26 protein-coding genes, 3 pseudogenes and 1 riboswitch are annotated in these 26,116 nt (G+C 62.6%); of the genes and pseudogenes, 19 read left to right on the top strand and 10 right to left on the bottom strand.

Translation table 11 applies throughout. From position 1 onward, the window contains the following. Nucleotides 1-27: 27 nt before the first annotated feature. A pseudogene (locus tag VXM69_RS33800) lies at nucleotides 28-285 on the top strand (transposase domain-containing protein); the annotation flags it as partial. A 336-nt stretch (nucleotides 286-621) separates the two neighbouring features. Here the strand turns inward: VXM69_RS33800 and VXM69_RS33795 are convergent. After that, nucleotides 622-816 (bottom strand): annotated as a pseudogene (locus VXM69_RS33795) (hypothetical protein); the annotation flags it as partial. 25 nt (nucleotides 817-841) lie between these two features. Between VXM69_RS33795 and VXM69_RS33790 the strand changes: the two are divergent. The 10 genes from VXM69_RS33790 (at nucleotide 842) to VXM69_RS33745 (ending at nucleotide 9,394) form a co-directional block, all read left to right on the top strand. Continuing rightward, nucleotides 842-1,177 (top strand): helix-turn-helix transcriptional regulator, encoded by a 336-nt coding sequence (locus VXM69_RS33790; RefSeq protein WP_175907415.1) that lies wholly within the window; start codon nucleotides 842-844, stop codon nucleotides 1,175-1,177. 23 nt (nucleotides 1,178-1,200) lie between these two features. Next, the gene (locus tag VXM69_RS33785; RefSeq protein ID WP_175907382.1) at nucleotides 1,201-1,695 is read left to right on the top strand and encodes an arsenate reductase ArsC; all 495 of its coding nucleotides are present in this window, start codon (nucleotides 1,201-1,203) and stop codon (nucleotides 1,693-1,695) included. A 64-nt stretch (nucleotides 1,696-1,759) separates the two neighbouring features. Continuing rightward, entirely contained in the window at nucleotides 1,760-2,833 is a 1,074-nt protein-coding gene (gene arsB, locus VXM69_RS33780; protein WP_175907380.1) for an ACR3 family arsenite efflux transporter, read from the top strand. 21 nt (nucleotides 2,834-2,854) lie between these two features. Next, nucleotides 2,855-3,277, top strand: coding sequence for an arsenate reductase (glutaredoxin) (gene arsC / locus VXM69_RS33775; protein WP_175907378.1), 423 nt, complete (start codon nucleotides 2,855-2,857; stop codon nucleotides 3,275-3,277). After that, on the top strand, nucleotides 3,255-3,992 hold the full coding sequence (gene arsH / locus VXM69_RS33770) for an arsenical resistance protein ArsH (protein WP_175907376.1): 738 nt from the start codon (nucleotides 3,255-3,257) through the stop codon (nucleotides 3,990-3,992). The genes arsC and arsH overlap by 23 nt, the downstream gene beginning before the upstream one ends. 22 nt (nucleotides 3,993-4,014) lie before the next feature. Next, nucleotides 4,015-4,443 (top strand): arsenic resistance N-acetyltransferase ArsN2, encoded by a 429-nt coding sequence (gene arsN2 / locus VXM69_RS33765; protein WP_175907368.1) that lies wholly within the window; start codon nucleotides 4,015-4,017, stop codon nucleotides 4,441-4,443. A gap of 549 nt (nucleotides 4,444-4,992) precedes the next feature. Further along, the gene (locus VXM69_RS33760) at nucleotides 4,993-5,418 is read left to right on the top strand and encodes a MarR family transcriptional regulator (RefSeq protein WP_175907366.1); all 426 of its coding nucleotides are present in this window, start codon (nucleotides 4,993-4,995) and stop codon (nucleotides 5,416-5,418) included. A gap of 125 nt (nucleotides 5,419-5,543) precedes the next feature. Then, a complete protein-coding gene (locus VXM69_RS33755; RefSeq protein WP_175907364.1) occupies nucleotides 5,544-7,145 on the top strand; it encodes an APC family permease in 1,602 nt (533 codons plus the stop codon). Between the two features lie 151 nt (nucleotides 7,146-7,296). Next, nucleotides 7,297-9,156 carry a chloride channel protein gene (locus tag VXM69_RS33750; RefSeq protein ID WP_367190426.1) on the top strand — a complete coding sequence of 620 codons (1,860 nt, stop codon included), beginning with the start codon at nucleotides 7,297-7,299 and terminating at the stop codon, nucleotides 9,154-9,156. Further along, a complete protein-coding gene (locus VXM69_RS33745) occupies nucleotides 9,140-9,394 on the top strand; it encodes a hypothetical protein (RefSeq protein ID WP_175835920.1) in 255 nt (84 codons plus the stop codon). Before VXM69_RS33750 ends, VXM69_RS33745 begins: the two co-directional genes overlap by 17 nt. A 71-nt stretch (nucleotides 9,395-9,465) precedes the next feature. Here VXM69_RS33745 and pal read toward each other — a convergent pair whose 3' ends face one another. Further along, nucleotides 9,466-9,969 carry a peptidoglycan-associated lipoprotein Pal gene (gene pal / locus VXM69_RS33740; protein ID WP_175907360.1) on the bottom strand — a complete coding sequence of 168 codons (504 nt, stop codon included), beginning with the start codon at nucleotides 9,967-9,969 and terminating at the stop codon, nucleotides 9,466-9,468. Between the two features lie 405 nt (nucleotides 9,970-10,374). Here pal and VXM69_RS33735 point away from each other — a divergent pair, with 405 nt between their 5' ends. The 3 genes from VXM69_RS33735 to VXM69_RS33725 all read left to right on the top strand — a co-directional run bounded on the left by VXM69_RS33735 (nucleotide 10,375) and on the right by VXM69_RS33725 (nucleotide 13,399). Continuing rightward, the gene (locus VXM69_RS33735) at nucleotides 10,375-11,562 is read left to right on the top strand and encodes an MFS transporter (RefSeq protein ID WP_341773968.1); all 1,188 of its coding nucleotides are present in this window, start codon (nucleotides 10,375-10,377) and stop codon (nucleotides 11,560-11,562) included. A 57-nt stretch (nucleotides 11,563-11,619) separates the two neighbouring features. After that, nucleotides 11,620-12,939 carry a chloride channel protein gene (locus VXM69_RS33730; RefSeq protein WP_175907358.1) on the top strand — a complete coding sequence of 440 codons (1,320 nt, stop codon included), beginning with the start codon at nucleotides 11,620-11,622 and terminating at the stop codon, nucleotides 12,937-12,939. A gap of 100 nt (nucleotides 12,940-13,039) precedes the next feature. Continuing rightward, on the top strand, nucleotides 13,040-13,399 hold the full coding sequence (locus VXM69_RS33725; RefSeq protein WP_244135752.1) for a hypothetical protein: 360 nt from the start codon (nucleotides 13,040-13,042) through the stop codon (nucleotides 13,397-13,399). 167 nt (nucleotides 13,400-13,566) lie between these two features. On the opposite strand, the gene VXM69_RS33720 is transcribed toward VXM69_RS33725, so the two are convergent. The 6 genes and pseudogenes from VXM69_RS33720 to VXM69_RS33695 form a co-directional block, all read right to left on the bottom strand. Beyond that, entirely contained in the window at nucleotides 13,567-13,959 is a 393-nt protein-coding gene (locus VXM69_RS33720; RefSeq protein WP_175907354.1) for a hypothetical protein, read from the bottom strand. A 289-nt stretch (nucleotides 13,960-14,248) separates the two neighbouring features. Next, nucleotides 14,249-14,812: pseudogene (locus tag VXM69_RS33715) on the bottom strand (transposase); the annotation flags it as partial. A gap of 90 nt (nucleotides 14,813-14,902) precedes the next feature. Then, nucleotides 14,903-15,754, bottom strand: coding sequence for a DJ-1/PfpI family protein (locus VXM69_RS33710; protein ID WP_175907352.1), 852 nt, complete (start codon nucleotides 15,752-15,754; stop codon nucleotides 14,903-14,905). 10 nt (nucleotides 15,755-15,764) lie between these two features. Then, entirely contained in the window at nucleotides 15,765-18,011 is a 2,247-nt protein-coding gene (locus VXM69_RS33705; RefSeq protein ID WP_367190392.1) for a TonB-dependent siderophore receptor, read from the bottom strand. A gap of 167 nt (nucleotides 18,012-18,178) precedes the next feature. Beyond that, nucleotides 18,179-18,655, bottom strand: a complete 477-nt coding sequence (locus VXM69_RS33700) for a DUF2946 family protein (protein ID WP_175907249.1) — start codon at nucleotides 18,653-18,655, stop codon at nucleotides 18,179-18,181. Nucleotides 18,656-18,798: 143 nt separating this feature from the next. After that, a complete protein-coding gene (locus VXM69_RS33695) occupies nucleotides 18,799-19,860 on the bottom strand; it encodes a HoxN/HupN/NixA family nickel/cobalt transporter (protein ID WP_175907896.1) in 1,062 nt (353 codons plus the stop codon). Nucleotides 19,861-19,896: 36 nt separating this feature from the next. After that, nucleotides 19,897-20,040, bottom strand: a riboswitch (cobalamin riboswitch). 29 nt (nucleotides 20,041-20,069) lie between these two features. On the opposite strand from VXM69_RS33695, the gene VXM69_RS33690 reads away from it, so the two are divergent. The 5 genes from VXM69_RS33690 to VXM69_RS33670 all read left to right on the top strand — a co-directional run bounded on the left by VXM69_RS33690 (nucleotide 20,070) and on the right by VXM69_RS33670 (nucleotide 23,449). Continuing rightward, entirely contained in the window at nucleotides 20,070-20,588 is a 519-nt protein-coding gene (locus VXM69_RS33690; protein WP_244135779.1) for a DUF2946 domain-containing protein, read from the top strand. 107 nt (nucleotides 20,589-20,695) lie between these two features. Further along, nucleotides 20,696-21,613 carry a transporter gene (locus VXM69_RS33685; protein ID WP_175907892.1) on the top strand — a complete coding sequence of 306 codons (918 nt, stop codon included), beginning with the start codon at nucleotides 20,696-20,698 and terminating at the stop codon, nucleotides 21,611-21,613. A gap of 34 nt (nucleotides 21,614-21,647) precedes the next feature. Beyond that, the gene (locus VXM69_RS33680) at nucleotides 21,648-21,977 is read left to right on the top strand and encodes a copper resistance protein CopC (protein WP_367190430.1); all 330 of its coding nucleotides are present in this window, start codon (nucleotides 21,648-21,650) and stop codon (nucleotides 21,975-21,977) included. 20 nt (nucleotides 21,978-21,997) lie between these two features. Next, nucleotides 21,998-22,915, top strand: a complete 918-nt coding sequence (locus VXM69_RS33675; protein WP_175907890.1) for a CopD family protein — start codon at nucleotides 21,998-22,000, stop codon at nucleotides 22,913-22,915. A gap of 75 nt (nucleotides 22,916-22,990) precedes the next feature. Continuing rightward, nucleotides 22,991-23,449 carry a copper chaperone PCu(A)C gene (locus VXM69_RS33670; protein ID WP_175907888.1) on the top strand — a complete coding sequence of 153 codons (459 nt, stop codon included), beginning with the start codon at nucleotides 22,991-22,993 and terminating at the stop codon, nucleotides 23,447-23,449. Between the two features lie 45 nt (nucleotides 23,450-23,494). Here VXM69_RS33670 and VXM69_RS33665 read toward each other — a convergent pair whose 3' ends face one another. Both VXM69_RS33665 and VXM69_RS33660 read right to left on the bottom strand, forming a co-directional pair. After that, entirely contained in the window at nucleotides 23,495-23,890 is a 396-nt protein-coding gene (locus tag VXM69_RS33665; protein ID WP_175907886.1) for a hypothetical protein, read from the bottom strand. A gap of 95 nt (nucleotides 23,891-23,985) precedes the next feature. Beyond that, nucleotides 23,986-26,106 carry a TonB-dependent receptor gene (locus VXM69_RS33660; protein WP_175907884.1) on the bottom strand — a complete coding sequence of 707 codons (2,121 nt, stop codon included), beginning with the start codon at nucleotides 26,104-26,106 and terminating at the stop codon, nucleotides 23,986-23,988. Nucleotides 26,107-26,116 lie beyond the last annotated feature (10 nt).

Below are 26,116 nucleotides of genomic sequence, written 5' to 3'. Positions count from 1 at the left end.
TCTGACGTGCCTTTGCAAGGCACACATAACAACGTCATCGAGCGGGACATCAGGCCGTTTGCTACTGCGAGGAAATCGTGGTTGTTCAGCGACACGGTCGCCGGCGCGAAGGCCAGCGCGGTGGTCTACAGCTTGATGCTGACATGCCGCGCCTGCGGCGTCGAGCCACACGCCTGGCTGCTGCACGTGCTGGCCGAATTGCCGCAACGTGCTCCGGACGCTGACATCAGCGACCTGCTGCCGTTCAACTACGCGAAACAGCAATCTGAGGCGAGCGTGGGCTGACGCAGCGAACGCGCCTCGATCGTCGCGAGGGCGCGCACTACCGAGACCCAGACGCGGACATCGCCGGTCGACCCTGACCATCGCGATGCGGCTCTGCTCGACCGTCAGTTGCAAATGATTCTCCATTCGGTGTGCTAAATCTACCGCTTACCGGGGTGACTTTGATTTCCGTGCTCTTTTCCGGTTAGGCGCCTTTAGGCCTGGCAGGGCCTTGCCTTGCAGCCCCAAATAATTACTCCGACAAAACAATGGGTTAGTGTCTACCCTCCGCTAACGAAGCAGAGAGCGTCTCCAGGTGTGGCCGCATACAAGATGGGCGTCCCTCGACCGGCGGTCCTAGTTCATCTCGTCGTTAGGCGCTCCGGTTGGTTGACGGATTGGGTTGCCGGCCGCGATGCTCGGCAAGATCCGCTTTGCGTACAGTGCCACCGGAAAGTTGAAGGGGCCGCGCAAGTTAATGCCCTCGATATGAGTGGGAGCAATTATCCGGAGTTGCTCGGTCGCGATCAGCTGCCAATGGCTAGCCTTGATTCCATATTTCTACTATTATCGAATCATGGAAACAAATCGGACTATTGCCGCTCTTGCGGCGCTCGCACACGAGTCCCGGCTTGCCGTGTTCCGCGCACTCGTGCAGGCAGGGCCGGAAGGCATGCCTGCCGGGCAGATTGCCACGTTGCTGGACGTGCCGCCGTCGTCCCTGTCCTTTCATCTGAAGGAACTGGCGCATGCGCAACTCGTCACCAGCCGCCAGGAAGGCCGCTTCGTCTTCTACTGCGCGAACTTCGCCACGATGAACGGCCTGCTGGCTTACCTCACGGAGAACTGCTGCGGCGGCAATCCGTGCTCGCCGGTGTCCGCATGCCCGACGTCGGGCGCCCGCCAATCCTGATTCGCATTCGCATGCCTCCGCCCATGACGACGAACATCCTGATCCTCTGCACCCACAACTCGGCGCGCAGCGTGCTTGCCGAGGGCATGCTCAATCACTGGGCTGCGAAGCTCGGCAAGGACGTGCGTGCCTACAGCGCCGGAAGTGCGCCGAGCGGTCGCCTCAATCCGTTCGCGCTGGAAGCGTTGACGAACGCCGGCATCGACGTCGACGGATACCGCAGCAAGAGCTGGGACGAGTTCGTCGGCGACGGTGTGCCTGAAATGCTCGTCGTCATCACGGTGTGCGACAGCGCGGCAGCAGAGACTTGCCCATACTGGCCCGGCAGCCCCGTCAAAGTGCACTGGGGCTACGCCGATCCGTCGAATGCGGCGGGTGGCGACGACGGAAAGCGCCTCGCATTCGAACTCACACGCCAAGCGATCGGCTATCGGATGCTGCAGTTGCTGGCACTGCCGCTGGATCGAATGAACGACGCCGAACTACAGACGGCGCTAATCGAGATCTCGCAAAACTGATCATTTGCATGGCGGTCTGCCGAACCGAGCGGTCGCCCACGACTTCACGATTGAACGCCGTCCCATGAACACGTCCAACGTCGTCCCGCCGGGAAAGGTCGTCGCAAAGCCTTCCATCAATTTCTTCGAGCGCTACCTGACGGTGTGGGTCGCGCTGTGCATCGTCGCCGGCATCGCGCTCGGCCAGGTGCTGCCGGGCCTGTTCCAGCAGATCGGCCGGATCGAGTACGCGCAGGTCAACCTGCCCGTCGGGCTGCTGATCTGGGTGATGATCATCCCGATGCTGGTCAAGGTCGACTTCGGCGCGTTGCATGAAGTGCGTCGGCACGTCAAAGGCATCGGCGTCACGCTCGTCGTGAACTGGCTCGTCAAGCCATTCTCGATGGCGTTCCTCGGCTGGCTGTTCATCCGCCATCTGTTTGCGCCGATGCTGCCGGCGGACCAGCTCGACAGCTACATCGCAGGACTGATCCTGCTGGCCGCCGCACCTTGCACGGCGATGGTGTTCGTCTGGAGCCGGCTGACCGGCGGCGATCCGCTGTTCACACTGTCGCAGGTCGCGTTGAACGACAGCATCATGGTGATCGCGTTCGCGCCGCTGGTGGGCCTGCTGTTGGGGATGTCGACGATCACAGTGCCGTGGGCGACGCTGCTCACGTCGGTCGTGCTCTACATCGTCATCCCGGTGATCCTCGCGCAGATCTGGCGCAAGGTGTTGCTGGCGAGGGGGCAGGCGGCGTTCTATGCGGCCATGGCGAAGATCGGCCCGTGGTCGATCGCAGCGCTGCTGGCCACGCTCGTGCTGCTATTCGCGTTCCAGGGCGAAGCGATCCTGACGCAGCCGCTGGTGATCGCGCTGCTCGCCGTGCCGATCCTGATCCAGGTGTTCTTCAATTCGGCGCTCGCGTACTGGCTCAATCGTGCGGTCGGCGAGAAACACGATATCGCATGTCCATCGGCGCTGATCGGTGCGTCGAACTTCTTCGAGCTGGCGGTCGCGGCCGCGATCAGCCTGTTCGGCTTCCACTCCGGTGCGGCGCTTGCGACCGTCGTGGGCGTGCTCATCGAAGTGCCGGTCATGCTGCTCGTCGTGCGCATCGTCAACCAGTCGAAGGGCTGGTACGAGTGCCGCACTTGATACGAACGGAGGAATCTCGACATGACTGCCATCACGATCTATCACAACCCCGACTGCGGCACGTCTCGCAACACGCTGGCCTTGATCCGCAACAGCGGCGAGGAACCCGCCGTTATCGAATACCTCGAGACACCGCCGCCGCGCGAAACGTTGGTCAAGCTGTTGGCCGACGCGGGCCTGACCGTGCGCGAGGTGCTGCGTGAGAAGGGCACGCCTTATGCGGAACTTGGCCTAGGCGATCCGAAGTGGACCGATGGGCAGTTGCTCGACTTCATCGAGCAGTACCCGATTCTGATGAATCGGCCCGTCGTGGTCACACCGATCGGCACGAAGCTGTGTCGGCCGTCGGAAGCCGTCCTGGACATCTTGCCGAACCCGCAGAAAGGACCGTTCACCAAGGAAGACGGCGAGGTCGTGATCTATGCGGAGGGCGAGCGTGTCTGAGCAACTGAAAGACCTGCCGCAGCTCGACGCAGCGCTGTTCCGCGTGCCGAATGCCGCTCGACTGCGGCCTGCATCGCCGTCGACACACCCACCTCGGCTCCTGCTGCTGTACGGGTCGCTGCGCGAGCGTTCGTTCAGCCGCCTGCTGGTCGAGGAAGCCGGCCGGCTGCTCACGGCGATGGGTGCAGAGGTGCGCGTGTTCAATCCGAGTGGCCTGCCACTGCCCGATGACGCGCCCGAGCATCACCCGAAGGTGGTCGAGCTTCGCGAACTGGTGATGTGGTCGGAAGGGATGGCGTGGTGCTCGCCGGAGCGGCACGGCGCGATGACCGGGATCATGAAGTCGCAGATCGACTGGATTCCGCTGTCGGTTGGCGCGGTCCGGCCCACGCAAGGCAAGACGCTGGCGGTGATGCAGGTGAGCGGCGGCTCGCAGTCGTTCAACGCCGTGAACCAGATGCGTGTGCTGGGGCGCTGGATGCGCATGCTGACCATCCCTAACCAGTCGTCGGTCGCCAAGGCGTTCGCCGAATTCGACGAAGCCGGGCGAATGAAACCGTCGTCCTATTACGATCGCGTTGTCGACGTCATGGAAGAGTTGGTGAAGTTCACCTTGCTGACCCGAGACATCGGCCCGTACCTGGTCGACCGATACAGCGAGCGGGAGGAAAGCGCCGAGGCGCTGTCGAATCGCGTGAATCAGCGGAGCATCTAGATCCCGGTCAAAGGAGTGACAAATGGAGATCCGTCCCGCCACGGTCGACGACCTAGCGTCGATTGAAGCCCTGCTGCATCAGTGCGGTCTGCCTGTCATCGGTGTGAGCGATCATTTGCAGGATTTTGTGGTCGCGATGGACGGTTCGACGATGTGCGGGTGCGGTGGCATCGAGCGCTACGACGACGCTGCGCTTTTGCGCTCCATCGCGGTGGCGGAGCATGCCCGGGATGCTGGATTGGGGCAGCGTATCGTGTCGCGGCTGGTCGCCGCGTGTCATTTGCTGCAAGTCCGGTCGCTGGTGCTCCTCACAACGACGGCGGAAGACTATTTCGCCCGTCTTGGTTTCGTGTGCGTCGCGCGCGATGACGTACCGCACCTGGTGCGGACGTCGAGCCAATTCCAGGGGGTATGTCCGGGCTCGGCCGTTTCGATGCTGCGGGTTCTGTAGTCTTCGAGACAGGCGCCGGCCGATCGACGCGACGCTTCAGGGGGATTGAATGGCCCCGCCCCGCGTGGCGAAGGCAGGGCGCCTTGCCGCGGCGAGCGGACCCAGGCGCCGATCGATCACCACCTGAATCGATCGCCCGCCAACCTGGAATGTGCGCCCCAACCGTCGGGGTGATATGTAACGCTAGGGATGTAGACCGGGGTGGGCGTCGGATTGCTTGCCACCGGACGACTGACGTTGGGTATGAGGCTTGGCCACGCCCAAGGGTTGCCCACATGCAGTATATTCCGCGCCGGGACAACGACGTGGCTGGCCGTTCCCGCACGTGAGCTTATCGGATGACCGGGCTGTACGACGACCAGGGCGACCAGCAGCGGTATCGAGATGCCGTCCACTTCTCCTCACCGATTCAGGTTGATGGGGTCAATCCACGCAGCGACCGGAGCAGCGACCGATGAAAGCACTTTGCACTACCCGTCACGCGCGCCTATATTTTAGGTCACGTGATGACATGATTCCAGAAAACTCCCGGTGTTCACGGAGTTCGTGATGGCAGCAAGCAATCGAAAGGCCGGCGCAAGCGCCACGAAACACGACCTCGAGCAGCTATCCGAATTTCGCTACCGGCTGCGGCGTTTCCTGCGTTTCTCGGAGGAAATCCTGCGGGCCGAGGGGCTGACGCCGTTGCAATACACGCTGATGTTGCACACCTGTGCGTTTCCGGACCGCTCGTGGGCGACAGTCGGCGAGATTGCCGAGCGGCTGCAGGCGTCCTCGCATGGCACGGTGGCGCTCATCACACGCTGCGAAGCAGCAGGGTTGGTTCGGCGCCAGACGAGCGAGCAGGATCGGAGGCAAGCGGAGATCCATCTGACGGAAAAAGGGGCGGAATGCTTGCGCAAGGTTGCGGCCTTGCACAAGTCGGAAATTCAGTCGTTCGGCTGGGCTTTCCAGGACGTCACCGATATCAACTGAACGCGCGACAGCAACGTGCGCGGATTCGCCGGGACGGCCGATATGTGTCGGTCGTCGCGACAACGGGCAGGGCGGGAGAACGAACACACACGCAGCAGGGGGAGGTCGTTTGCAAGGAGTGGCATATGAGCACGACCTCGAGCCTCAATCTGGAAGGCAAGCTCCGGCGTGACGCCGGAATCATCGGGCTGTTGTTCGCCAGCACGACCAGCATGGTCGGTTCCGGCTGGTTGTTCGGCGCCTATCACGCATCGCGCATCGCCGGCCCGCTGAGCATCGGCAGTTGGGTGCTCGGCGCGATCATCATCATGCTGATCGCACTGTGTTTCGCCGAGCTCGCGGCGATGTTTCCGCGCAGCGGCGCACTGGTGCACATGAGCCATGCGAGTCATGGCGTCGGGCTGGGCCGTATCTGGTGCGGTCTCCTGTTTCTGGCATACGTGCCGGTTCCGGCGGTCGAGGCGGAGGCGATCGTCACGTACGCGAACAACTATCTCCCCTGGTTCATCCAGCCCGGAAGCGCAGGCTTGCTGACGGCTGTCGGCTTCGTCGCATGCGCTGGCCTGCTCGGCATCATGGCATTGCTAAACCTGATGGTGATCCGCTGGCTGCTCAGCGTGAACTCGACCATTACGTGGTGGAAGATACTCGTGCCGCTTCTGACGATTGCAGGCTTGCTGGGCGCGAGCACGCACTGGGGCGTGATGCACGCGGCGCCCGGCAGCTACCATGTGTCCGGCATGTTCACCGCGCTGCCGGCCGCCGGCATCGTCTTCAGCTATCTGGGCTTTCGAACGGCGATCGACCTGGGCGGCGAAAGCGCCAATCCGCATCGAAACATTCCGCTGGCCGTGATCGGCGCGGTCCTTCTGGCAGCCGTCATCTACATCCTGCTGCAGGTCGCGTTCATCTACGCGCTTGCGCCGGCCGACCTTGCCGCCGGTTGGAACAACCTCAGCTTCAAGGGCGAAATGGGGCCGTTCGCAGGGCTCGCAACGACCCTCGGCATGGGATGGATGGCCACGCTGCTGTACATCGATGCCTACGTGTCGCCAGGGGGCACCGGCCTGATATACGTCACCGGCGGCTCGCGCATCCTGTTCGCGGCCGGAGAGCTGGACGCGGGCCCGCGCATGCTGACGCGGTTGAATGCCAACAGGATTCCCTGGGTTGCCGTACTGATCATGTGGGCGGTCGGTGTGCTGTTCCTGATGCCGTTCCCGGCGTGGCAGCAGATGGTGAGCTATATCACGTCGATCACCGTGCTCACGTACGGGCTGGGGCCGATCGCGCTGCTCGTCCTGCGACGTAACGTACCGGAACTGCAGCGGCCGTTCCGCATGAGCGGGGCCGGGTTGATCGCGCCGCTCGCGTTCGTGTGCAGCAACCTCGTCATCTACTGGACCGGCTTCAAGACCAACAACTTCCTGTTCTCGCTGGTGGCGATCGGCTTCGTCCTCTACGCGCTTCACCATCATGTCGTGTTGCGCCGTAGTGCGCGCGACTTCGGCTGGAAGCACATCGCGTGGTTGCTCCCGTGGTTCGGTGGGCTGTGGCTGTTGTCGTGGATGGGCGGTATCGGCGGCGGCCTGGGCGTCATCAGATTCGGCTGGGACATTCTGCTGGTCGCCGCCTGGAGCGTTGTGGTGCTCGTGCTGGCCATGCGCAGTGCGCTCGATGCCGGCGAGACGTCGGAGATGATGGGGCGCATGAACGAGACCAGTTGACGGATCGACACACTCGACACAGGCGGGCGTCATGACATCGGGATCGACAGGAGGAGAGGGCCGCGCGGCCGGCGAACTCGCATCGCTTCGCGTGGAAACCGGTCGCGTCCAGCGTTCGACACAACCGGAAGACGACGCGTTGCCGATCGACATGTATCGCCTGAGTTGCCTGGGGGTCGTGGTCGGCGTCGTCACCGCAATCGGCGCCGTGGCATTTCGCGGCTTGATCGGTTTCGTGCACAACGCCTTCTTCCTCGGCCGGTTTTCGGCCTCGTACAACGCGAGCGAGTTCACGCCCACTTCCGTTTGGGGGGCGTTCGTCATGCTCGTGCCGGTTGTCGGTGGCCTGGTTGTGACGTGGCTCGTCTGCACCTTTGCGCCTGAGGCGAAGGGGCACGACGTGCCCGAGGTGATGGACGCGATCTACTTCAAGCGCGGCGTGATTCGCCCGGTGGTCGCGATCGTGAAATCGCTGGCGTCCGCGTTCGCAATCGGCACCGGCGCGGCGGTCGGTAGGGAGGGGCCAATCATCCAGATCGGCTCGGCGTTGGGCTCGACGCTGGGGCAAGCGGTCAGGATGACTGCCGGCCAGCGCATCACGCTTGTGGCGGCAGGCGCGGGCGCCGGGATCGCCGCGACGTTCAATACGCCGATCGGCGGTGTCCTGTTCGCGACCGAGCTGATGATGCCGGAGATCAGCGTCAACACGTTTCTGCCCGTCGCGCTGGCGACCGGGACTGCGACTTTCGTTGGACGGTTGTTCTTCGGCAGTGCGCCAGCGTTTCTGGTACCCGCCCAGTTGGGCGCGATTCCCGATCGACCAGGCAGCGTGCTGACGCTCCTGCTGTATGCCGTGCTCGGCATCTTGACGGGCGCGGGTGCGGCGCTACTGACCCACGGGCTTCATTTTGCGGAGGATGCCTTCGAGCGCATTCCGGGCCGCTATGCGCGTCACGCGCTGGGGATGTTGCTCGTCGGCGTGACGACCTACCTGCTGATGCGCTTCGCCGGGCATTACTACGTAGAAGGCGTGGGATATGCAACGATTCAGGCGCTGCTATACGGACAGCTCGGTGGTTGCCTGTTTCTGATCACGCTTGCGCTCTGCAAGACCCTCGCTACGTCGATCAGCCTGGGCTCGGGATCCTCTGGTGGTGTCTTCTCGCCGTCGCTGTTCATCGGCGCCGCATTGGGCGCGGCGTTCGCCGCATCCGTCCAGGCCGTACTGCCCGCAGCGCCCGTCAGCACGCCTGCGTTCGCGATGGTCGGGATGGGGGCGATGGTGGGCGGGGGAACCGGCGCGGCGATGACGGCGGTCGCGATGATCTTCGAGATGACCCGCGATTACGACATCGTGTTGCCCATGATCATTGCTGTTGCGGTCAGTCTTGCGACCCGGCGTCTGCTTTGCCGCGAAAGCATTTATACGCTCAAGCTCGTGCGTCGCGGTCACGTGATTCCGAACGCGTTGCATGCCAACATGTTCCTCGCCCAGAACGCGGCGCAAGTGATGGAGACGGACGTGCTCGTGCAGGACGCCGAGGTACTGTTCCGCGACATTCTGGGCAATCTGCACGGCCCCCCGTTCCGCCACGTGGTCGTCACGCGATCGGGCCGGATCGAGGGGGTGCTTCGCATCAACACGGGGTTGCGCCGGGCGATCTCGCACGACCATCCGTCGGTGACGCTCGGTGTGCTCGCTCAACTCAATTTCATCGTGGTCGCGCCGGGTGAAGCGGCATTCGATGTGATCAGCAAGCTGCGCCAGAAGCGCGCGACCATGGCAGTGGTCGTCACCCAGCCCGAAGAAGAGGGCGCAATGGAGGTGGTCGGGGTCATTGCCAAGGAACACATCGCAGACGCGGTGGCGAGCAGTATCAGGATTTTTCCCGAGACCCGGCGCGGAGCCCAGCGCAGCCTGCGGTCAGGGAAGCAGCACGGTGACAGCCACGCGTCGACGCGGGCCGAAGCGCATGCCGGCAAGGAGGGGCAGCATGAAACTCAGCGTTGAGCTGGCCGTTCTGCGCCGGCGCCTTGCGGTGGCCCTGCATCTCGACGACTGGAAGGAAGTGTTGGTCGGCAACCTGCAAGACGAGGCGAGTGACGACCGCGAGTGGGTCATCGTCTACCGAACGGCGAATGGATATTGTTGTCTTTACCGGGGGAAGCCGGTCGAGTTCGATGAACTCTCCGATGTGCAGTCGTGGTCCGCCGAAATGGATGTCCGGACGTACTTCATGGGCTTGTGACCGCGATGTCGGTGCCGAACCGTTCTGTTGGTCAATGCGTGGCGGGAGCGGGCTCCCGCCACGCTGGCGCTTCATCGATAAACGATATCCGCGCGACGATTCTGTGCCCACGACACTTCGTCGTGGCCCAATGCAACCGGCTTCTCCTTGCCGAAGCTGACTGCCTCGATCTGTGCATCGGGTACGCCGAGCGTTTCCAGTGTGCGAAGCACGGCCTGCGACCGACGCTCGCCCAACGCGAGGTTGTACTCACTGGTGCCACGTTCGTCGGTATTCCCCTGAATCAAGACGTGCCGGCCTGGATGAAGGCGCAGATAGTCGGCATGCGCCTGCAGGAGCGACTGGTACTCGGGCTTCACTTCATAGCTGTCGAAATCGAAATAGATGCTGCGTTTCGCGAGCGGACTGTTGGGGTTGTTCAATTCGTCGGCCATGGTCGACGGCGTCCCGATCGCCTGACCATTTGCGGCACTCTGATTGATCATGCCTGCAGTGCTAGACGTCTTTGTCGCGGAATGGCATCCACCGAACAGCACAAGGGCCAACAGCACCGCATATCGCATCAAGCTTTTCATCACGGGTCTCCTGAAGGGCGCGTTCGATCGAACGGCATGGGTCGCAGATCAACGGAACGGGTCGCGGCATCACTGCCGGAAGCACAGTGAACGGAGCTGCTCCTGTTTGACGGGCGATGGTGTTTTGTAAATGAATTGAAGGGTGATTCGAAAGACTTTCTTGGTCACATGGTGGGTGAATACAGCCACGTTAACCAGATTAGGAGAAATGTCACATCGTGACTAGTTGCCATGTTACGATGCGTAAATTCCGCGAAATCGTGAATTCAGATGTGCTCCCTCAGCTCGCGTCACTCGACGTCCGGTCGTCCCGATACGAAAGGCCGGGGCGAGCTTCTTGAACCCGGCTCCCCAGCTGGGTTTTTTTTGTCCGTTGTTGGATCCGTTCGGTAAATCGCGTCAACGATGTCCCAGTCGTCCACCGTGTCTTCCCGCATGAGCGCGCCCGAACTGCGCGCGACCACGTCGCTCGCGGCGATCTTCGCGCTGCGCATGCTCGGCCTGTTCATGATCATGCCGGTGTTCTCGGTCTACGCGAAAACCATCCCGGGCGGCGACAACGTCCTGCTCGTCGGTATCGCGCTCGGGGCCTACGGCGTCACGCAGTCGCTGTTCTACATCTTCTACGGCTGGGCATCCGACAAGTTCGGCCGCAAGCCGGTGATCGCCACGGGCCTCGTGATCTTCGCGATCGGCAGCTTCGTCGCCGCGTCCGCGCACGACATCACGTGGATCATCGTCGGCCGCGTGATCCAGGGGATGGGCGCGGTGTCGTCCGCGGTACTCGCGTTCATCGCCGACCTGACCTCCGAGCAGAACCGCACGAAGGCGATGGCGATGGTCGGCGGGTCGATCGGCGTGTCGTTCGCGGTCGCGATCGTCGGTGCGCCGATCGTGTTCCACTGGGTCGGGATGAGCGGGCTGTTCGCGATCGTCGGCGTGCTGTCGATCCTCGCGATCGGTGTCGTGCTGTGGATCGTGCCTGATGCCGCGAAGCCCGTGCACGTGCCCGCGCCGTTCGCCGAGGTGCTGCACAACGTCGAGCTGCTGCGCCTGAACTTCGGCGTGCTGGTGCTGCACGCGACGCAGACGGCGCTGTTCCTCGTCGTGCCGCGCCTGCTGGTCGACGGCGGGCTGCCGGTCGCCGCGCACTGGAAGGTCTACCTGCCGGTGATGGGGCTCGCGTTCGTGATGATGGTCCCGGCGATCATCGTCGCGGAAAAACGGGGCAAGATGAAGCCGGTGCTGCTCGGCGGCATTCTGGCTATCCTGATCGGTCAATTGTTGCTCGGCAGCGCACCGCATACCATCCTGATTGTGGCGGCGATTCTTTTCGTCTACTTCCTTGGGTTCAACATCCTGGAAGCGTCGCTGCCGTCGCTGGTGTCAAAGCTCGCGCCGGGTTCGCGCAAGGGCGCGGCCACGGGTGTTTACAACACCACGCAGTCGATCGGGCTCGCGCTCGGCGGCATCGTGGGCGGCTGGCTGCTCGAGCAAGGCGGCCCGAACATGGTGTTTCTGATGTGTGCCGGCATGGTCGCAGTATGGTTGGCGATCGCATTCGGAATGACGCCGCCACCGCGGCGAACCTGAACGATCCGGACAGCGTTTGAAAATGAACAAGACTGACGAGTGGGTAGGGGGAGACCGATGATCCGCATTTCCGCGCTCGCAGATCGACGCGCGTTGCTGCATGCGCGGCGTCTGTGGCTTCACTATGGCGTGTTCTGGCTGGGTGCGGTTGCTGTCGGCCTCGTCGCGGTGCTTTACGCGAAGCTGATCGATTTCGGCTACGCGGTGTTTCTGGGTTATGCCGCCGAACATGCATGGTTGCCGCTGGTCGTCACGCCGCTGATCGGCGCGCTGACGGTCTGGCTGACGCGGAGATTCTTCGATGGTGCGGAGGGAAGCGGCATTCCACAGGTGATTGCCATGCTGCATGCACCGGGCAACACGGGTGCGCGGCTGCTCAAGATCCGGATCCTGATCGGGAAGATACTCGTCTCGTTCCTGGCCATTCTCGGCGGGTTCACGATCGGCCGCGAAGGCCCGACGATTCACGTCGGGGCCGCACTCATGTTCAATCTGCGGCAGTTTTATCCTCAGCGGTTTCGTGCGATTCGCCCGGGCGTGCTCGAGCACCGGCTGGCCCTCGCGGGCGCGGCGGCAGGCCTTTCCGCCGCGTTCAATGCACCGCTCGCCGGTGTCGTGTTCGCGATCGAGGAACTCACGCACAGTTTCGAACAACGGACGAGTGGCGTGCTAATCACGGCGATCATCTTCGCCGGTATCGTGTCGCTCGGCATTCAGGGTAACTACGTTTATTTCGGCACGATCGACGTAGGGGCGCACCTGCCTCAGTCGCTGGCGCTTGCGGTCGTCCTCATCGGTGTGATCGCGGGCGTCATGGGCGGAATCTTCTGCTGGTTGTTGCTCAACACGCGGCGCTGGATGCCGCGGCGGCTTCAGGATTTTCGTGCTGGCCAGCCCGTGCTGTTCGGCGCAGCGTGCGGGCTGGTCGTCGCGGTCGTCGGCGTGGCGACGCACGGCCATACGTTCGGCAGCGGATACGCGGAAGCCCGGAGCATGCTCGAAAGCCACACGAACGTGAGCGTGCTGTACCCGGTGTTCAAGATGGTTTCGATGATCGGCTCGTACCTGCCCGGCGCACCGGGCGGGTTGTTTGCACCGTCGCTCGCGATCGGTGCCGGGATCGGCAACACGCTGCATACCTTGTTCTCGGGCATGCAGTTGCAGATGCTGATCGCGCTCGGGATGGTCGGCTATCTGGCGGCAGTCACGCAGAGCCCGATCACCGCGTTCGTGATCGTCATCGAGATGATCAATGGCCACGCACTGGTCATCTCGTTGATGGCCACGGCGCTGATCGCCAGCCGCGTGTCGCGATTCTTTGCTCCACCGCTCTATGAAGCGTTGTCGACAGGCTATTTTCCCGCTGACCACCGATGACTTTCCGGGGCATTGTTCCAGGGCGTCGAAGATCATTAACTGTGTTTGTCTCGACTCATGAAGGGCCTCCTGATTTTTCTTGCCTCGTTGCTGCTGCTGTGTGTCTGTCGCACGCTTGCGCGCCGAAGAGACGATTCCCCAGGATTACCGCTACCTGGCACGTATGCACGTTCGTCCGGTCGTCATCCATTGCGTCGCGGAAATCGACCGATGGATTCGAACGTCGGCGAAGTACGACATGTTTCTCGCGCCTGACGTCCGGTTACAGAGAGCCGAGGTTCGTGCTTTTCGCGGGATGGAGGATCAGTCCAGCAACGAGCCGCTGGCCGATTCAACGGTGACGGTTCGTGCTTCAGCGCGGCTGCGGCCTCGTGGCGCGTGGATCCCCGTGACCGCGAAGTGCAAAGTCTGGCGTACTCACGTGGTGAGCGTCATGCTGAAACCGTCGGAATTGCAGTGACGCGCCCGTCTATCCTGAGACAAAACCGCTGCCCGAGTATTTGCGAGCAGTGATGTATCGGCGCCATTATCCTGCGGGATGACGATGATGGTCGCGTGTTGTGGTCTGTGCGTTGACGAGTGACCTTCGCCAACATCGGCGGATCTGCGCGGCCAGGTTTTGCGTGCTCATGATTGCGGGTCGACCGGCGTGCCTGCCGCACCATGGATCACGTGGGAATGGAGACAGCCGCGCACCATCGACAAGTAGAGTCCGTCGGCACGGCGCAGACGGAAATACTCGACGCGTGAATGATGCCCGGCCGGCATGATACGAAGTCCGACTGGCACACCTCTGAAGTACGATTCGGCGCGCAACGTAATCGTTCCGGCGCGCTCGCCGAGATGCAACTGCCGCGTGCTCTGTTTCCACCGACGAGCGACGCAATCCGCGACTTCTGGCGCGGATATGTTGGACTTTGCCGAGAACACGGGAGATTGCCCCAATACACCCTCGCGACGAGAGCACGCGATGAGGAGCACGCAGATTCCCGCGGCAATAGTCATGTGCCAGATGTTCAATGGTGTCCTCTCGATTCCACGCGGCAGAAGCCGAATCCATCAGCCAAGTTGCGTCACAGTGAGACATAAAAGATGCGTGGTAGCGGTGGGTTGATGACTGGAACTCTCGCATGACAAGAAGCGTCAGACGCTTCAGATGCACCTGATGGGGGATGAGCAACCCTCTACGCATCATCCGTGGTCGTTGAGCGCGGGAATGAGCAACTCCGCGGGTTTGTCGTAAGCGATCCACGAACGACGCCCATCAGAGTAAGGTGGCAGAACGCGTGAGGTGTGGTAGCGATGCGGGTCAGCGGAGATCGGCCGGCATTTTCCAGGGAAGCAGCGCGTCGTAGTCGTCGACGGTCTTCGCCAGCGGGAGACGCTGGAACAGCCAGGTGAGATAGCGATACGGATCGATACCGCCGGCCTTGCAGGTTTCGACGAGAGAGTACAAGTTGGCGCTCGCGTTCGCGCCGTCGACGGTGTCCGAGAACAGCCACCCGCGACGCCCGACGCAGAACGGACGAATCGCGTTTTCGCAGGGATTGTTCGAGATGGGCCAGTCGCCGCTCTCGACGTAGCGGATGAGCTTTGGCCATTGCGCGCGCAGGTAGGTCAGTCCCTTGCCGAGCAAGCTCTTCGGTAAGACGCCGGACGACTGGTCGAGCATCAGCGCGTGGATCGCGCCGAGCACACGCGCGCAGTATCGTCGTCGCAATCGCTGTCGTCGTTCGGCCGTCCACGTCTCACTTCGTGCTTCGGCGGCGAACAACCTGCCGATCAGCTTGATGAAGCGCGTCGCAAGCAGATCGGGCGTTCGGGCCGCCTTCGGTACGCTGTCTTCCGCTTTGACGAAGTACCGTCTCACGTGAGCCTTATGCCGAGCTCGGCATAAGGCCCACGCGAGACGGTACATCTACGATGTTCACGGCCCGCACAGTTTGCGACCCTGTTCGTCGATTTACTCGTCAAGCTTTCGTATGGTGCGCAGTGGATGAGCTTTAGCCGCGGCGAGCGTCTCGGCCTGCTTCGTGAAGCCGGCCAACAAGTCCTCCATTGCCTTCACAACGGCCGGTGGCGCGGTTTTCAGCGAGCCGGCGTTGAAAGGCGGCTCTGGATCATATTCACTGACCAACTGCGTACATTCGGCATACGTTCGGTCACGCATCTCGGCCAGCATCATCAGCCCAAAATCCAGCCCGGCCGTCACACCCGCGCCCGTCACTCGATTGCGGTCGCGCACCACGCGCGCTTCGGTCGGGATCGCGCCGTATTCGGCCAGCACATGGCGCACCGACCAATGCGAGGTCGCCTTATACCCCTTCAGCAATCCGGCCGCACCGAGGATCAACGATCCCGAACAGACGCTCGTCACGTATTTCGCACGCGCACCGCGATCGCGCATGAAGGCGAGCGTGGCCGGATCGCTGGCCGCAGCCAGGGTGCCGTCGGTGCCCCCGGGCGCAAACAGCACGGTCAGGTCGCGCGGGCAGGTGTCGAAGGTCGCTGTCGGCACGATCGTCACACCAGCATCGCTCGTCACGGGTTCGAGCGTCTTCGCCACGAGATGGATCTTCGCGCCCATCAGCGCGCCGAACATGCTTTGCGGGCCGATCAAGTCCATCACGGTCATGCCCGGGTACATCAGCATGGCGATCTGTTCGTTGCCCTCCCAGTGCACCTTGTTCATCTCGGGGCCCATGTCGGGCATCGTCATCGTATGCTCGGATTGCGGAGACTGGGCGGCGGCATCCATTGCGAATGGCGCGAGCAGCGTCATGAGCACGATATTCCGGCGGTTAATGTCTGTCATGTCGGTTTCCTCAGATGCTTGCCTTAAGTGTCAGGTAGACGGAACGCGGTTGAACCGGCATGACTACCGGGAAGGAGAGATATTCGTAGGGCGCGTACACATGACGGTTGGCCAGGTTCACAGCCGACACGCCGATCGTATAGCGCCCGAAGCTATATTCCGCTTGTGCGTCGAACAATGCGTAGCCGGGTACGGAGACCGTGTTCGGCAACGTCACCTCGCGGGCGCCGAATGCGGTTATGCCGGCACCGAACGACAGGCCACGCGCGGTAGTGTTCAGGTAGCGATAACGCAGCGCGATACGCCCGCTCTGCTTCGGCACGCGCGCAAGCGTGTCACCGACCGGGATCGCATTGTCTTCGGTCACCGTGGCGCGCGTGTAGGCGTAGGTCATCAGCATTGAAAACGCAGACGTGGGTTCCCATACCAGGTCGGTCTCGAATCCGCGTGCGCGCTGCTGGCCCGCCTGAATCGAGTAGAGGGGATTGTTCGGGTCGGGAGTGGCGATATTTTCCCGGGTCTGCTGGAACAAGGCGAGCGTGCCGGACAGGCCGATGTCAGTCCGCGCCAGTTTCAGCCCGGCCTCGACGTTGCGGGAGGTTTCCGGTTTCGGTGAACCGAGCCCGACGTAGCCGAATGCAGCGCGAAAGGCCATCGAATACGCGGCGTAGACGGCTACGCCCTGCGTCAGATCGAAACTCGCGCCGATGCGCGGCGAGACGTGATGGTAGGTATCGTTGGTGCCCTGTTCCGCCTCGTGAAATCTGAGTTGCGTGAAGCGCAGCGAACCGGTCAGATGAAACCGGCCGTAGGTAGCCTGATCCTGCACATAGGCGGCGATCGTCTGATAGCGGTCGGTCTGCGTCAACGTGAGCGGGGCGAGTGCGCCGAATGCGAGATCATAGGCAGGTTGTGCGAGATTCTGCGAGCCGACCGGCACGCCCGTGAAGCCCATGTCCGACGAAAAATCTGTGTGGTCGTAGTTGATGCCGACGAGCAGTTCATGGCGCCCGCCCAACGCATTGACCTTCGTCTGCAGATTGGCATCGAAGGTCGCTTCGCTGGTGCTCGTCTGCATGTTGCTCGGCAGGATCGGGTATACGGTCGGTGTGGCCGGATCGGGCGCGTAAAGGCTCGGGTAGACGAAGCTGCCGTATTCGGGAATGCTGTTGTGGTAATAGCGTCCGCTAACACTCAGCTTCAGGTTGTCATTGAACTCGTGTTGAAGCTGAATCGTTGCGAGTTGACTGTCGAATGAGGTTCGCTGCTGCCCGATCGGCGCACCTGGAAACGCGTACCGATAGAGTTGACCTGCCAAAGCCTGCGACGCCGGCAAGCCCGAGTATTCCAGCTGGCTGCTGTGGTTAAACTGCCCTTGTATGAGCAGGCTGGTGCGCGGGTCGAGCTTGAAGAGCACGCTCGGCTTGATCGACCACTTGTCGCTCTTGACCTGATCGATCCAGCTTCCTGCGTGCTCGTACTCGCCGGCGATGCGCGCGTCGATTGAAGACGTCAGCGCGCCCGTCAGGTCGAAATACGGATCGACAGTGCCATAACTTCCCGAGCGCATTGCCACGTAACCGCTGCGCTTGGCCTGCGGTAGTTCCGACTGGATATCGATCAGGCCGCCCAACGGGGAGCCAAGTCCGCCACCATACAAAGTCGACGATGGCCCTTTGAGTACATCGATCTGCTGGATGCCGACGAGGCTCGCGGGGCTGTTAGCGGCGCTCATGCCGTACATCGGCAAACCGTCAAGGTAGATCTCGGCGGGAAAGCCGCGCACGATATTTGCGATCAGACCATCTTCCGCAGGTTGGCTCGGCATCACGCCCGACACGTTCGCAAGTGCGTCGGCCAGCGTGCGGGCGTCCTGTTCCTCGATCAGTTTTCGCGGCACCACCTGCACCGATTGCGGCACGTTGATCAGGGGCGTATCGGTGCGCGTTGCGGATTCGCTGTCGAGTGCCGTATCCGTCGTTGTGAAGCGGTAACGATGGCTTGTGACGCTGATCGCAGGTAACTCTATGACGCCGCCGGAAAAGCGCGGATTTCGACCGCCATCGACAACAGCGGGTATTGGCTGTTGGGGCAATGGCGATGAATTCGAGGCGATGGATTGTGCATGCCCCGCGAGCGAGAAAGCTGCTAGCGAGGCGGTCGTGACCAATTTCAGATCTAGCATGATAGGAACGTGTGCGCGTGCTCTGGCGATTGCCGACATGTAGCTGGAAGTCGCTGGGATGTCGATTGCCATGCACATGTGAACCTCCCGCGCAATCACGAGCGACGCAAGTTGACGAGCGAGGAGGAACGGCAAATCGACTCGCGCCTTGTTGGTCGCGCGAGGTGATTTGGATGGACGAACTGAAACGTCGCGCGAATGCGCGACATTGCAGAACGTTCACGGATCGAATGATTCGACTAGGAAAGCGCAGTGAGGGGCGGTGCACGAGCGCCGAACGGGCCGTACGTCGGCGTGACGGCAGGACCGGCGTCGTCAGCCGGGCGTGGGGCCCGCGTGCTGGCGATACTTTGCAGCCAGTATGCGGTGACGAGCACGGTGACGGCGATGCTCATGGCGAGCGTCGCGCTGAAAGGGCAGATATCGCCAGAATGCGAGTGGTCCGCGTGCGAATCGGCACTCCCGAGCGCGTTGGTCAGGTCGGACACTGCCACCGTTGTCGCAGGGGCGGCACGCATTGCCACGGTGTCGTCGAACAGCGCTCCGTGGCCGCTACAGATCACGAGATCGCCAAGGTTCGCACTGGTGCTCGGGGAGAGCATCAGACCGGGCGGGAGTAGCAGGCGGAACGCGACGACCAGCAGTAGCAACGAGGCAACGGCGGGATTCGTCAAACGCTGCGCAAGCAGTCGACGTAGGCGGATCATGGCGCCCATATTGTAGTCGCTTCACAAGCGATCCGAAATACACCGGCCCGACTGTCCAGGTGTCCGATGGTGGATGTCGGGCGGCTTGTCGGAGCGCTACAAGAAACGTGTCGAGTCAGGGCGGACAATATCCGCCCGCGACCGTCGTCAGATCACATGCGTGTGTTCAACAACGTTTCGTCAAAACGTTTTACTCGATAGATCACGATCGACGCGATCCAGCTTACTGCGAAGATGGCGATGATGATGTAACCGAGCATGCCGAAGTTATCGTTGAGCGTGCCGATCGCGTCCCACGGCGCGCCCTTCAGGTCAAGCTGATCGGCGAGTAGGCCGAGCGCCTCGATGCCGCCGATCACCAGCGCAACAACGATCGACACCAGCGTGATCGCCATGTTGTAGTAGATCTTGCGCAGCGGCTTCTGGTAAGCCCAGCCGTAAGCGCCGAGCATCAGGTGGCCGTCGAGCGTATCGACGAGCGACATGCCTGCGCTGAACAGTACCGGAAAGACCATGATGGCCCACGGAGACAAGCCCTTAGCCGCCTGTGTCGCGGCGATACCGAGCAGGCTGATTTCGGTCGCCGTATCAAAGCCGAGGCCGAACAGGAAACCGATCGGATACAAGTGCCAGCTCCGCGTCACCAGCCGGAACAGAGGGCGGAACAACCGCGCGAGAAAGCCTCGATCGGCGAGGAGCATGTCGAAATCGTCGTCAACGTATGCGCCGCCACTGCGGACGTGACGCCAGGCGCGGTAGATGCCGCGCAGGATCATGAGGTTCATCAGCGCGAGTGCAAACAAGAAAAACGCCGAGACGGCCGTGCCGATGATGCCGCCGATCGCCTTGAAATTGTCGAAGCGGCTCTGTATAGCCGTGGTTGCGAGTGCAACCGCGATCGATACGAGTACGACGACCGTCGAATGGCCAAGCGAGAAGAAGAACCCTACCGCGACCGGGCGCTTTTTTTCCTGCATTAGCTTGCGCGTGACATTGTCGATCGCGGCGATATGGTCGGCGTCAACCGCGTGCCGGAGTCCAAAGCCGTATGCGAGCATCGCGGTGCCGAGCAGGACCGGATAGGCATGGAACGCCACCAGCGCCCATCCCCATGCAAACACGTTGATGGCGATCAGCACGCCATAAATGCCCAGCAACTTCCGCCGCACACTAGCGTTCGAGTCGTTGAAAATCTGATTGAATCGGTCAAGCATCGAGAGTCTCCCGGAAAGCACGCGTTCCGAATGGTGAAAGGGCAGGTGCACAACGGGGTCTGGCTTCGGGATCGACTGCGATTGCAAACGCCGTCTCGACACAGTGGCGCGACCGTACCGGAATCTCACCGGTTTCCCGTTGTGTCTGCTTCAAGAGAAATCATCTCTGCTTATACCGTGCGAAAACCGAAAAGTCGATTCCGTTCGTGATGGTGCTCGAGCCGATTTCTTTCACATTACATTCCGAAATATCGCATTCGTTTACTGAAATATTTCGGCAGCTTGATCCTTTTCCAGCATGGCATAATCGTCATCCGTCACGTCCCATGTCATCGTCTCTGCGCGTCATGTACGTCGCCCGTTTCCGCAAACCCGGCAGCCTGATCGGATTGATTGCAATCCTGATGATGGCGCTCGCCCCTGCGGTTTCGCAGATGATGATGTCGCGTCACCAGCTCGTCGACGCACTGACCGTCTATTGCACCGCAAGCGTCGACGAAGTGTCGGCCGCACATGACGGCAAGCCGTCGCACGCGGCAAAGACGCACTGGCAGGCTTGCCCCTATTGCAGTTTCTTCGCTCACGCGACTGCGTTGCCGGGGTACGCCGTCGTGCTTGCCACTCTGCGTCCCGGTTCGCAGAGGCCGGTCGTATCGGCCTCGAATCCGGCTCGCATCAGCCTCGTCCACACGGTCGCGCAATCTCGTGCGCCGCCCGCATTCTCCTGATTTCGTCTGATTTTTCTGCCTGAAAAATTGCCGCCCGCGAAGCGCGAGGTGGCGAGTCGTCGCGCGTACGCGCGACGATATCGAACGACAACCGGAGAACACACGACATGCCTCGTAATACCGAACGGCGCGCGCTTCGCGGATGCGCCGCGCTGCTGGCCACCTGCGCCGGCCTTTCCCATGCGTCTTTCGCCAATGCGCACGCCGTGGTCGGCGACCGCGTCTTTCCTGCCACGATGACAGTGGACGACCCCGGTGTCGGCGACGAGTTCGACATGCAGTTCGGCCATATCAAGTCGCCGGACGACAACGGCGACAACATGAACGTCAATACCGTGTCGTACGAGTGGGACAAGCTGATCACCAAGAACCTCGCGTTCAGCGTCGCTAGCCAGTACGTGGAGCAGAGCGATCCGAACGGCGGTTCCGCGAAGGGCTGGGATAACGTCACGCTCGGCGTGAAGTACCTCGTCTACACGAACGCCGCACACGAATTTATGGCGTCCGTCGGCCTGGAAACCGAGATCGGCGGCACCGGCGCGAAATCGATCGCGAACGCGTACTCGACATTTACGCCGACCGTCTACCTCGGCAAGGGCTTCGGCGATCTGCCCGCGTCGCTCGGCTATCTGCGCCCGCTCGCGCTGACGGCCGAACTCGGGCCGAACCTGACCACAGCGTCGTCCGACCAGGGGCCGAACTCGTTCGGCTGGGGCTTGACGCTGCAATACAGCATCCCGTACCTGCAGCAGCAGGTGAAGAACCTCGGCCTGCCGCAGCCGCTCAGCAACATGGTGTTCGTCGTCGAGGCGCCGATGAGCACATGCACGGCGGGTGCGTGTTCAGGCCAGACGACCGGGACGATCAACCCGGGCGTACTGTGGCTCAACCGCTACGGACAATTCGGCGTCGAGGCGCAGATTCCCGTTAATCGGGCATCGGGCAACCATGTCGGCGTGATCTTCGACGCGCATCTGTATTTCGACGACCTGTTCCCCAGCCCGCTTGGCAAGCCGCTGTTCTGATCCACGGAGAAACCGCGTGAATCTTTCGACCACGATGCGCGCGGCGGCAGGCGCGCTGCTGCTCGCCGCCGCGCAACTTGCTCACGCGCATGCGTATCCGACGCATCAGGAGCCGTCCGCGGGCGAAATCGTGACCGGCTCGCCGAAGACGGTCGCGATCGATTTCGACGACGCGCTCGAACCCGCGTTCAGCTCGATCGCCATCACCGATGCGCAGGGGCACGCCGTCACGAACGGCAAGGCCGAAGTCGACGCGGCGAACAAGAAGCACATGTCCGTCGCGCTGAATCAACTGACGCCGGGCGTCTACGCGGTCGCGTGGGTGGCAGTCGCGCTCGACGGCCACCGGACGCAGGGGCACTAGACGTTTACGGTGAAGTAGCCGTGGACGTGCTTGTCGACGCGCAGATCGCCTTGGCCGCCGTTCAGGACCTACTGTTCGCCACGGCGGTGGGCTTGCTCGCGTGCGGCTCGATCGACCGGCGCATCGGATTGTTCGACCAGCGGGCGCTGCGCCTCGTGCGCGCCGTGCTCGGCCTCGCGCTTGCGCTGACGGCGTTCGGCTATCTGTGGCTGCAGGCCGCCGTGATGAGCGGCTCGCCGCTCGGCGACGCCGGGCCTACTGTCGTGACTGTGCTCACGGAATCGCATTTCGGTATCGCCTGGTCTATCGGATGTTCAGGCGCGCTACTCGTCGCGGTGGGCATCCTCGCGCGGGGCCGCGACGCCGCGCCGTGCGCCGTGGGCATCGTGCTCTGGGCCGCTGGCAAGGCGGCCATGGGTCACTCGGCCGATGGCGGCGACTTCTCGTGGCGCGAAGCGGTGCACCTGACGCACGTACTCGCGACAGCGACGTGGGCCGGTGGCGTGATCGCCGCCACGGCCCTGTTGCGGTGCCTCGGGCGTACCGGAGCCGCGAGCATTCCGGTGCAGCAGACGGCTGCGTTCTGCTCCGCGCTCTCCCATCTCGCGACTGGTGCATTCGCTATCGTGCTCGTCACGGGGCTCTACAACGTGCTACAGGATACGGCGCAAGCCGGCGCGGCGCTGTTTGACATAGCCTGGGGCCGCGTGCTCGCGGCGAAGCTCACGTGCGTCGCATTCGCGGCGTTGCTCGGCGGCTGGAACCGCCTGGTCGTATTGCCAGATCTGCGCTTGCGTGCCGAACGGCACGATACGGGTTATCCGGCCGCGCAACACCGCTTCGACATGGCGCTTGCCGTCGAGGCCGTCGTCATGGTCGCACTCCTGGCGCTTGCAGCGTTACTGGGTCATACGGCGCCGACGGCCGGTCCGTCCTGACGGAACGTTCTCCCACGGAGCAAAGCAAGGGCCGAGCCCCTGCGTTATCCAACCATTCATGATCAAGGATCGACAATGAAATTCCCGAAGACAACGCTTTCCGTTCTCGCTTTCCTATCCGCCGCCGCATTGTCACCGGTCGCTCTTGCGGCGCCTACACAATCAGTCGCCGTCTCCGACTGCTGGATTCGCGGGATGCCGGGCAACTTGCCATCGGGCGGCTTCTTCAACGTGAAGAACAGCAGCGGCAACCCGATCGACCTGACCGGCGTCGACAGCGATGCTTTTGGCATGGCGATGCTGCACCAGACACAATCGAACGGAAGCACGTCGACCATGGTGATGGTCGACAAAGCGACGGTACCGGCCGGCGGCACGCTGTCGTTCGCTCCGGGCGGCTATCACCTGATGCTCGAGAAGCCGACGCATCCGCTGAAGGTCGGTACGAAGCTGCCGCTCACCTTTACGTTCGGGGATGGCGAGAAAATCACCGCGCAGTGCACGGTGAAGGCGGCGGGAACGATGGCGAAGTAAGCCGGAAAAACGAACACGCCGGTGCGGATACGCATCGGCATGCGCCTACCATTTGAACGTCTGCCACCGGTACGTATCGTCGAGCGACTCGATGACGAGCCGCTCGACCGGAACGGGTTTGACCGACCCGTACCATTCGAGTGGATCCGCGCCTTGACGCACGCCCGCCGCGACGAGCGCGTCGCGTGCCGTGTCCTCGATGCGTGCCCGTCGCCAGAGCGCCTGATCGTGAAGCAGCTTCGTCGCGTCGATCCCGAAGCGCACGAGGCCGCCGCCGGCCTGGCGCGTTTGCCACATCGTCAATGTCACGCGATCACCAGTGCCGGGGTCGATCGCCTTCCTGTTGGCCGTTTTCTCCCAGTACGGATTGCGCGAGAACCACGCGACCGGCTTCGCATCGAGTGCCATGTCGAGCGCTTTCGGCATGATGACTTCGCTCATGATGATGGACTCGAAGTGCAACATGACCGTGTAATGCCATGCCATCGTAACCATACGGAATTTTCCTTGTCGATTGAACGCATGCCCGTGACGCGTCAGTAGCGCACGGTAAGCGACGCGAACGCGGCGCGGCCGGGTGCCGGCGAATGCAGAGTCTGCGAGCCGTCGTACCAGACGTATTCGTTGAATCGGTTGAATAGGTTCGTCACCTGCAGCTCGATGGTGGCCCGCTTCGATACGCGATAGGCGCCTCGCGCGTTGACGGTCACCGCCGCGCCGAAGCGGCCGGTCGAGTTGGTCTGCTCGAGGTAATACGCGCTCTGCGCATTGCCCCACGCCGACACGTCGAGCTCAGGCGTTACCCGCCAGTCGATCCCGGCCGACACCAGATGGTTCGGCACGTGATCGACCTGCTTGCCGGCACTCGCCGGGCTCGCAGGCCCCGGATCGACGATGCGCGCCATCTGGTACGTGTACCCGAGCCACAGCCTGACATCCCGCGCCACACGTAGGTTGGCCTGCAGATCGACCCCGTGGCGCTTCGTCTTGCCGAGGTTGTCGTAGTCACCGGTCGGGTCGTTCAGCTTGCGGCGTACCTCGTTGGTTGCGAGCTGTTCCCAGTAGGCAAGGCGGCCGTCAAGCCAGTCCGCCGGCTGGAATTTCACGCCCAGCTCCCAGCCGTCGTTGATCGACGGCGCGAGATCCCCGGTGCGCGGCGGGATCTTGTACGCGCCGGCACCGACGCCGACCTGGAATGAACGGCCGTAGTTGCCATACACGCTGTAGCCATGCCACGGCGTATAGACCGCACTGACTTTCGGCTGGCCGATCACGCCATAGCCGTTCATGTCGTAGCGCGCCCCGCTCAGGTTGTTGGCGAGCTGCCCGCTCAACACGTCGACACGATAGGCCGGCACGATCTTCAGCGCATCCACCGGCTTCACGACGGCCTGCACGTATGCGCCCCAGGTGTCGTACGAGAACGCCTGATCGCGGGTTTGCGACGTGCGCACGTGGTGGTCGGTGAGCCAGCGCCGGCTGACATCGTCCTGCCACTCGCCGCTCACACCGGCCTCCAGCGCTAAATCGCGCAGCCAGCTCACGCGTGGACGGAACGTCAGCGTGCTCAGGAAGCCGAGATGTCGCTCGTCGGAGAAGCGCTCCTGCTGGCTGGTCGCCGAAGAGTACGTGACCCAGCGGCGCTCGCGAAACGTGTTCAGGTACGCGATGGTCGACCACGACAGCTGGTTTGTGAGATCGACGTCGGCGGACAGCGCGTACTGTCCCGTTTCGCGAGTTGCCTGATCGGTCGAGTTGAACTCATACGAGGTGCGCGGATTAGCGCGTGCGTCCGCACCGCTCAGATAGCCAGGCTCGTCGGCCGACACGCGCGCGTAGCGTGCGGAGAAACCGACACGCACGTCAGCCGTTGGGCTGTAGAACCACTTGCCGGCCGCGCCGACCTTGTCCGATCCCGAGTGATCGCGGTAGCCGTCCGACTTGCGGTAGCCGAACGCGTAGTTCTGCGAGAACGTGTCGGTTTCATGGCCGGCGACCGCTTCCGCATCGAACGTGTCGTAGCTGCCATATCCGATCCGGCCGCGCGCGTAGGTCCCACCCGTGAGTGTCGCGATCGATGCGCTGCCAGCGATCGCGTGCATCCCATAGCGCGGGTCGTTGGTACCGCGCACCGTCTCGAGCGAGTCGATTTCGAGCGGAAACACGGCATCCATGAAAGGCATGTTGCCGTCGTTGCTGTTCGACGGCACGCCGTCGATCAGCAGCTTGACCGCATTGATCTCGCCCTCGCCGTTGAAGCCGCGAAAAGATAGCTTGCCTGAAGTGGTGCCCTGGTTGAAGTCGGTCAGCAGCACGCCCGGCAACTGGCCGAACAGCTCCCATGGGCTGCGCACGTTCTGGTTCTCGAGATGCTCGGCGTCGACGCGATCGACAGAGGTGAGGATGTTCCTGGACGGCAATACGCCGGTACGCGTGCCGCTGACGTCGATGGTGCCGAGTATGAAGGTCGAGTCGCCGGTCCCGGCCGCGACCGAATCGGTTTTCGGTGCGGCCGAGGTGTGGCTGCCGCGCATATCGGCAGGCTCGGCGTCGTCGCGCTCGCCGTCAGGTTGTGCGGCGGGCTCGGCCTGTGCGGTCATCGCGATCGCGATGCATGCGGGAGCCAGCCATGCTCTCCGGGTATGTGGAATGCTCATCAAAAACTCT

Source organism: Burkholderia sp. Ed8, from assembly GCF_040761425.1.
Classification (GTDB): Bacteria; Pseudomonadota; Gammaproteobacteria; order Burkholderiales; family Burkholderiaceae; genus Burkholderia; species Burkholderia seminalis.
Note: the sequence above shows the minus strand (reverse complement) of the source record. Positions and strands in the feature narration are given on the sequence as shown.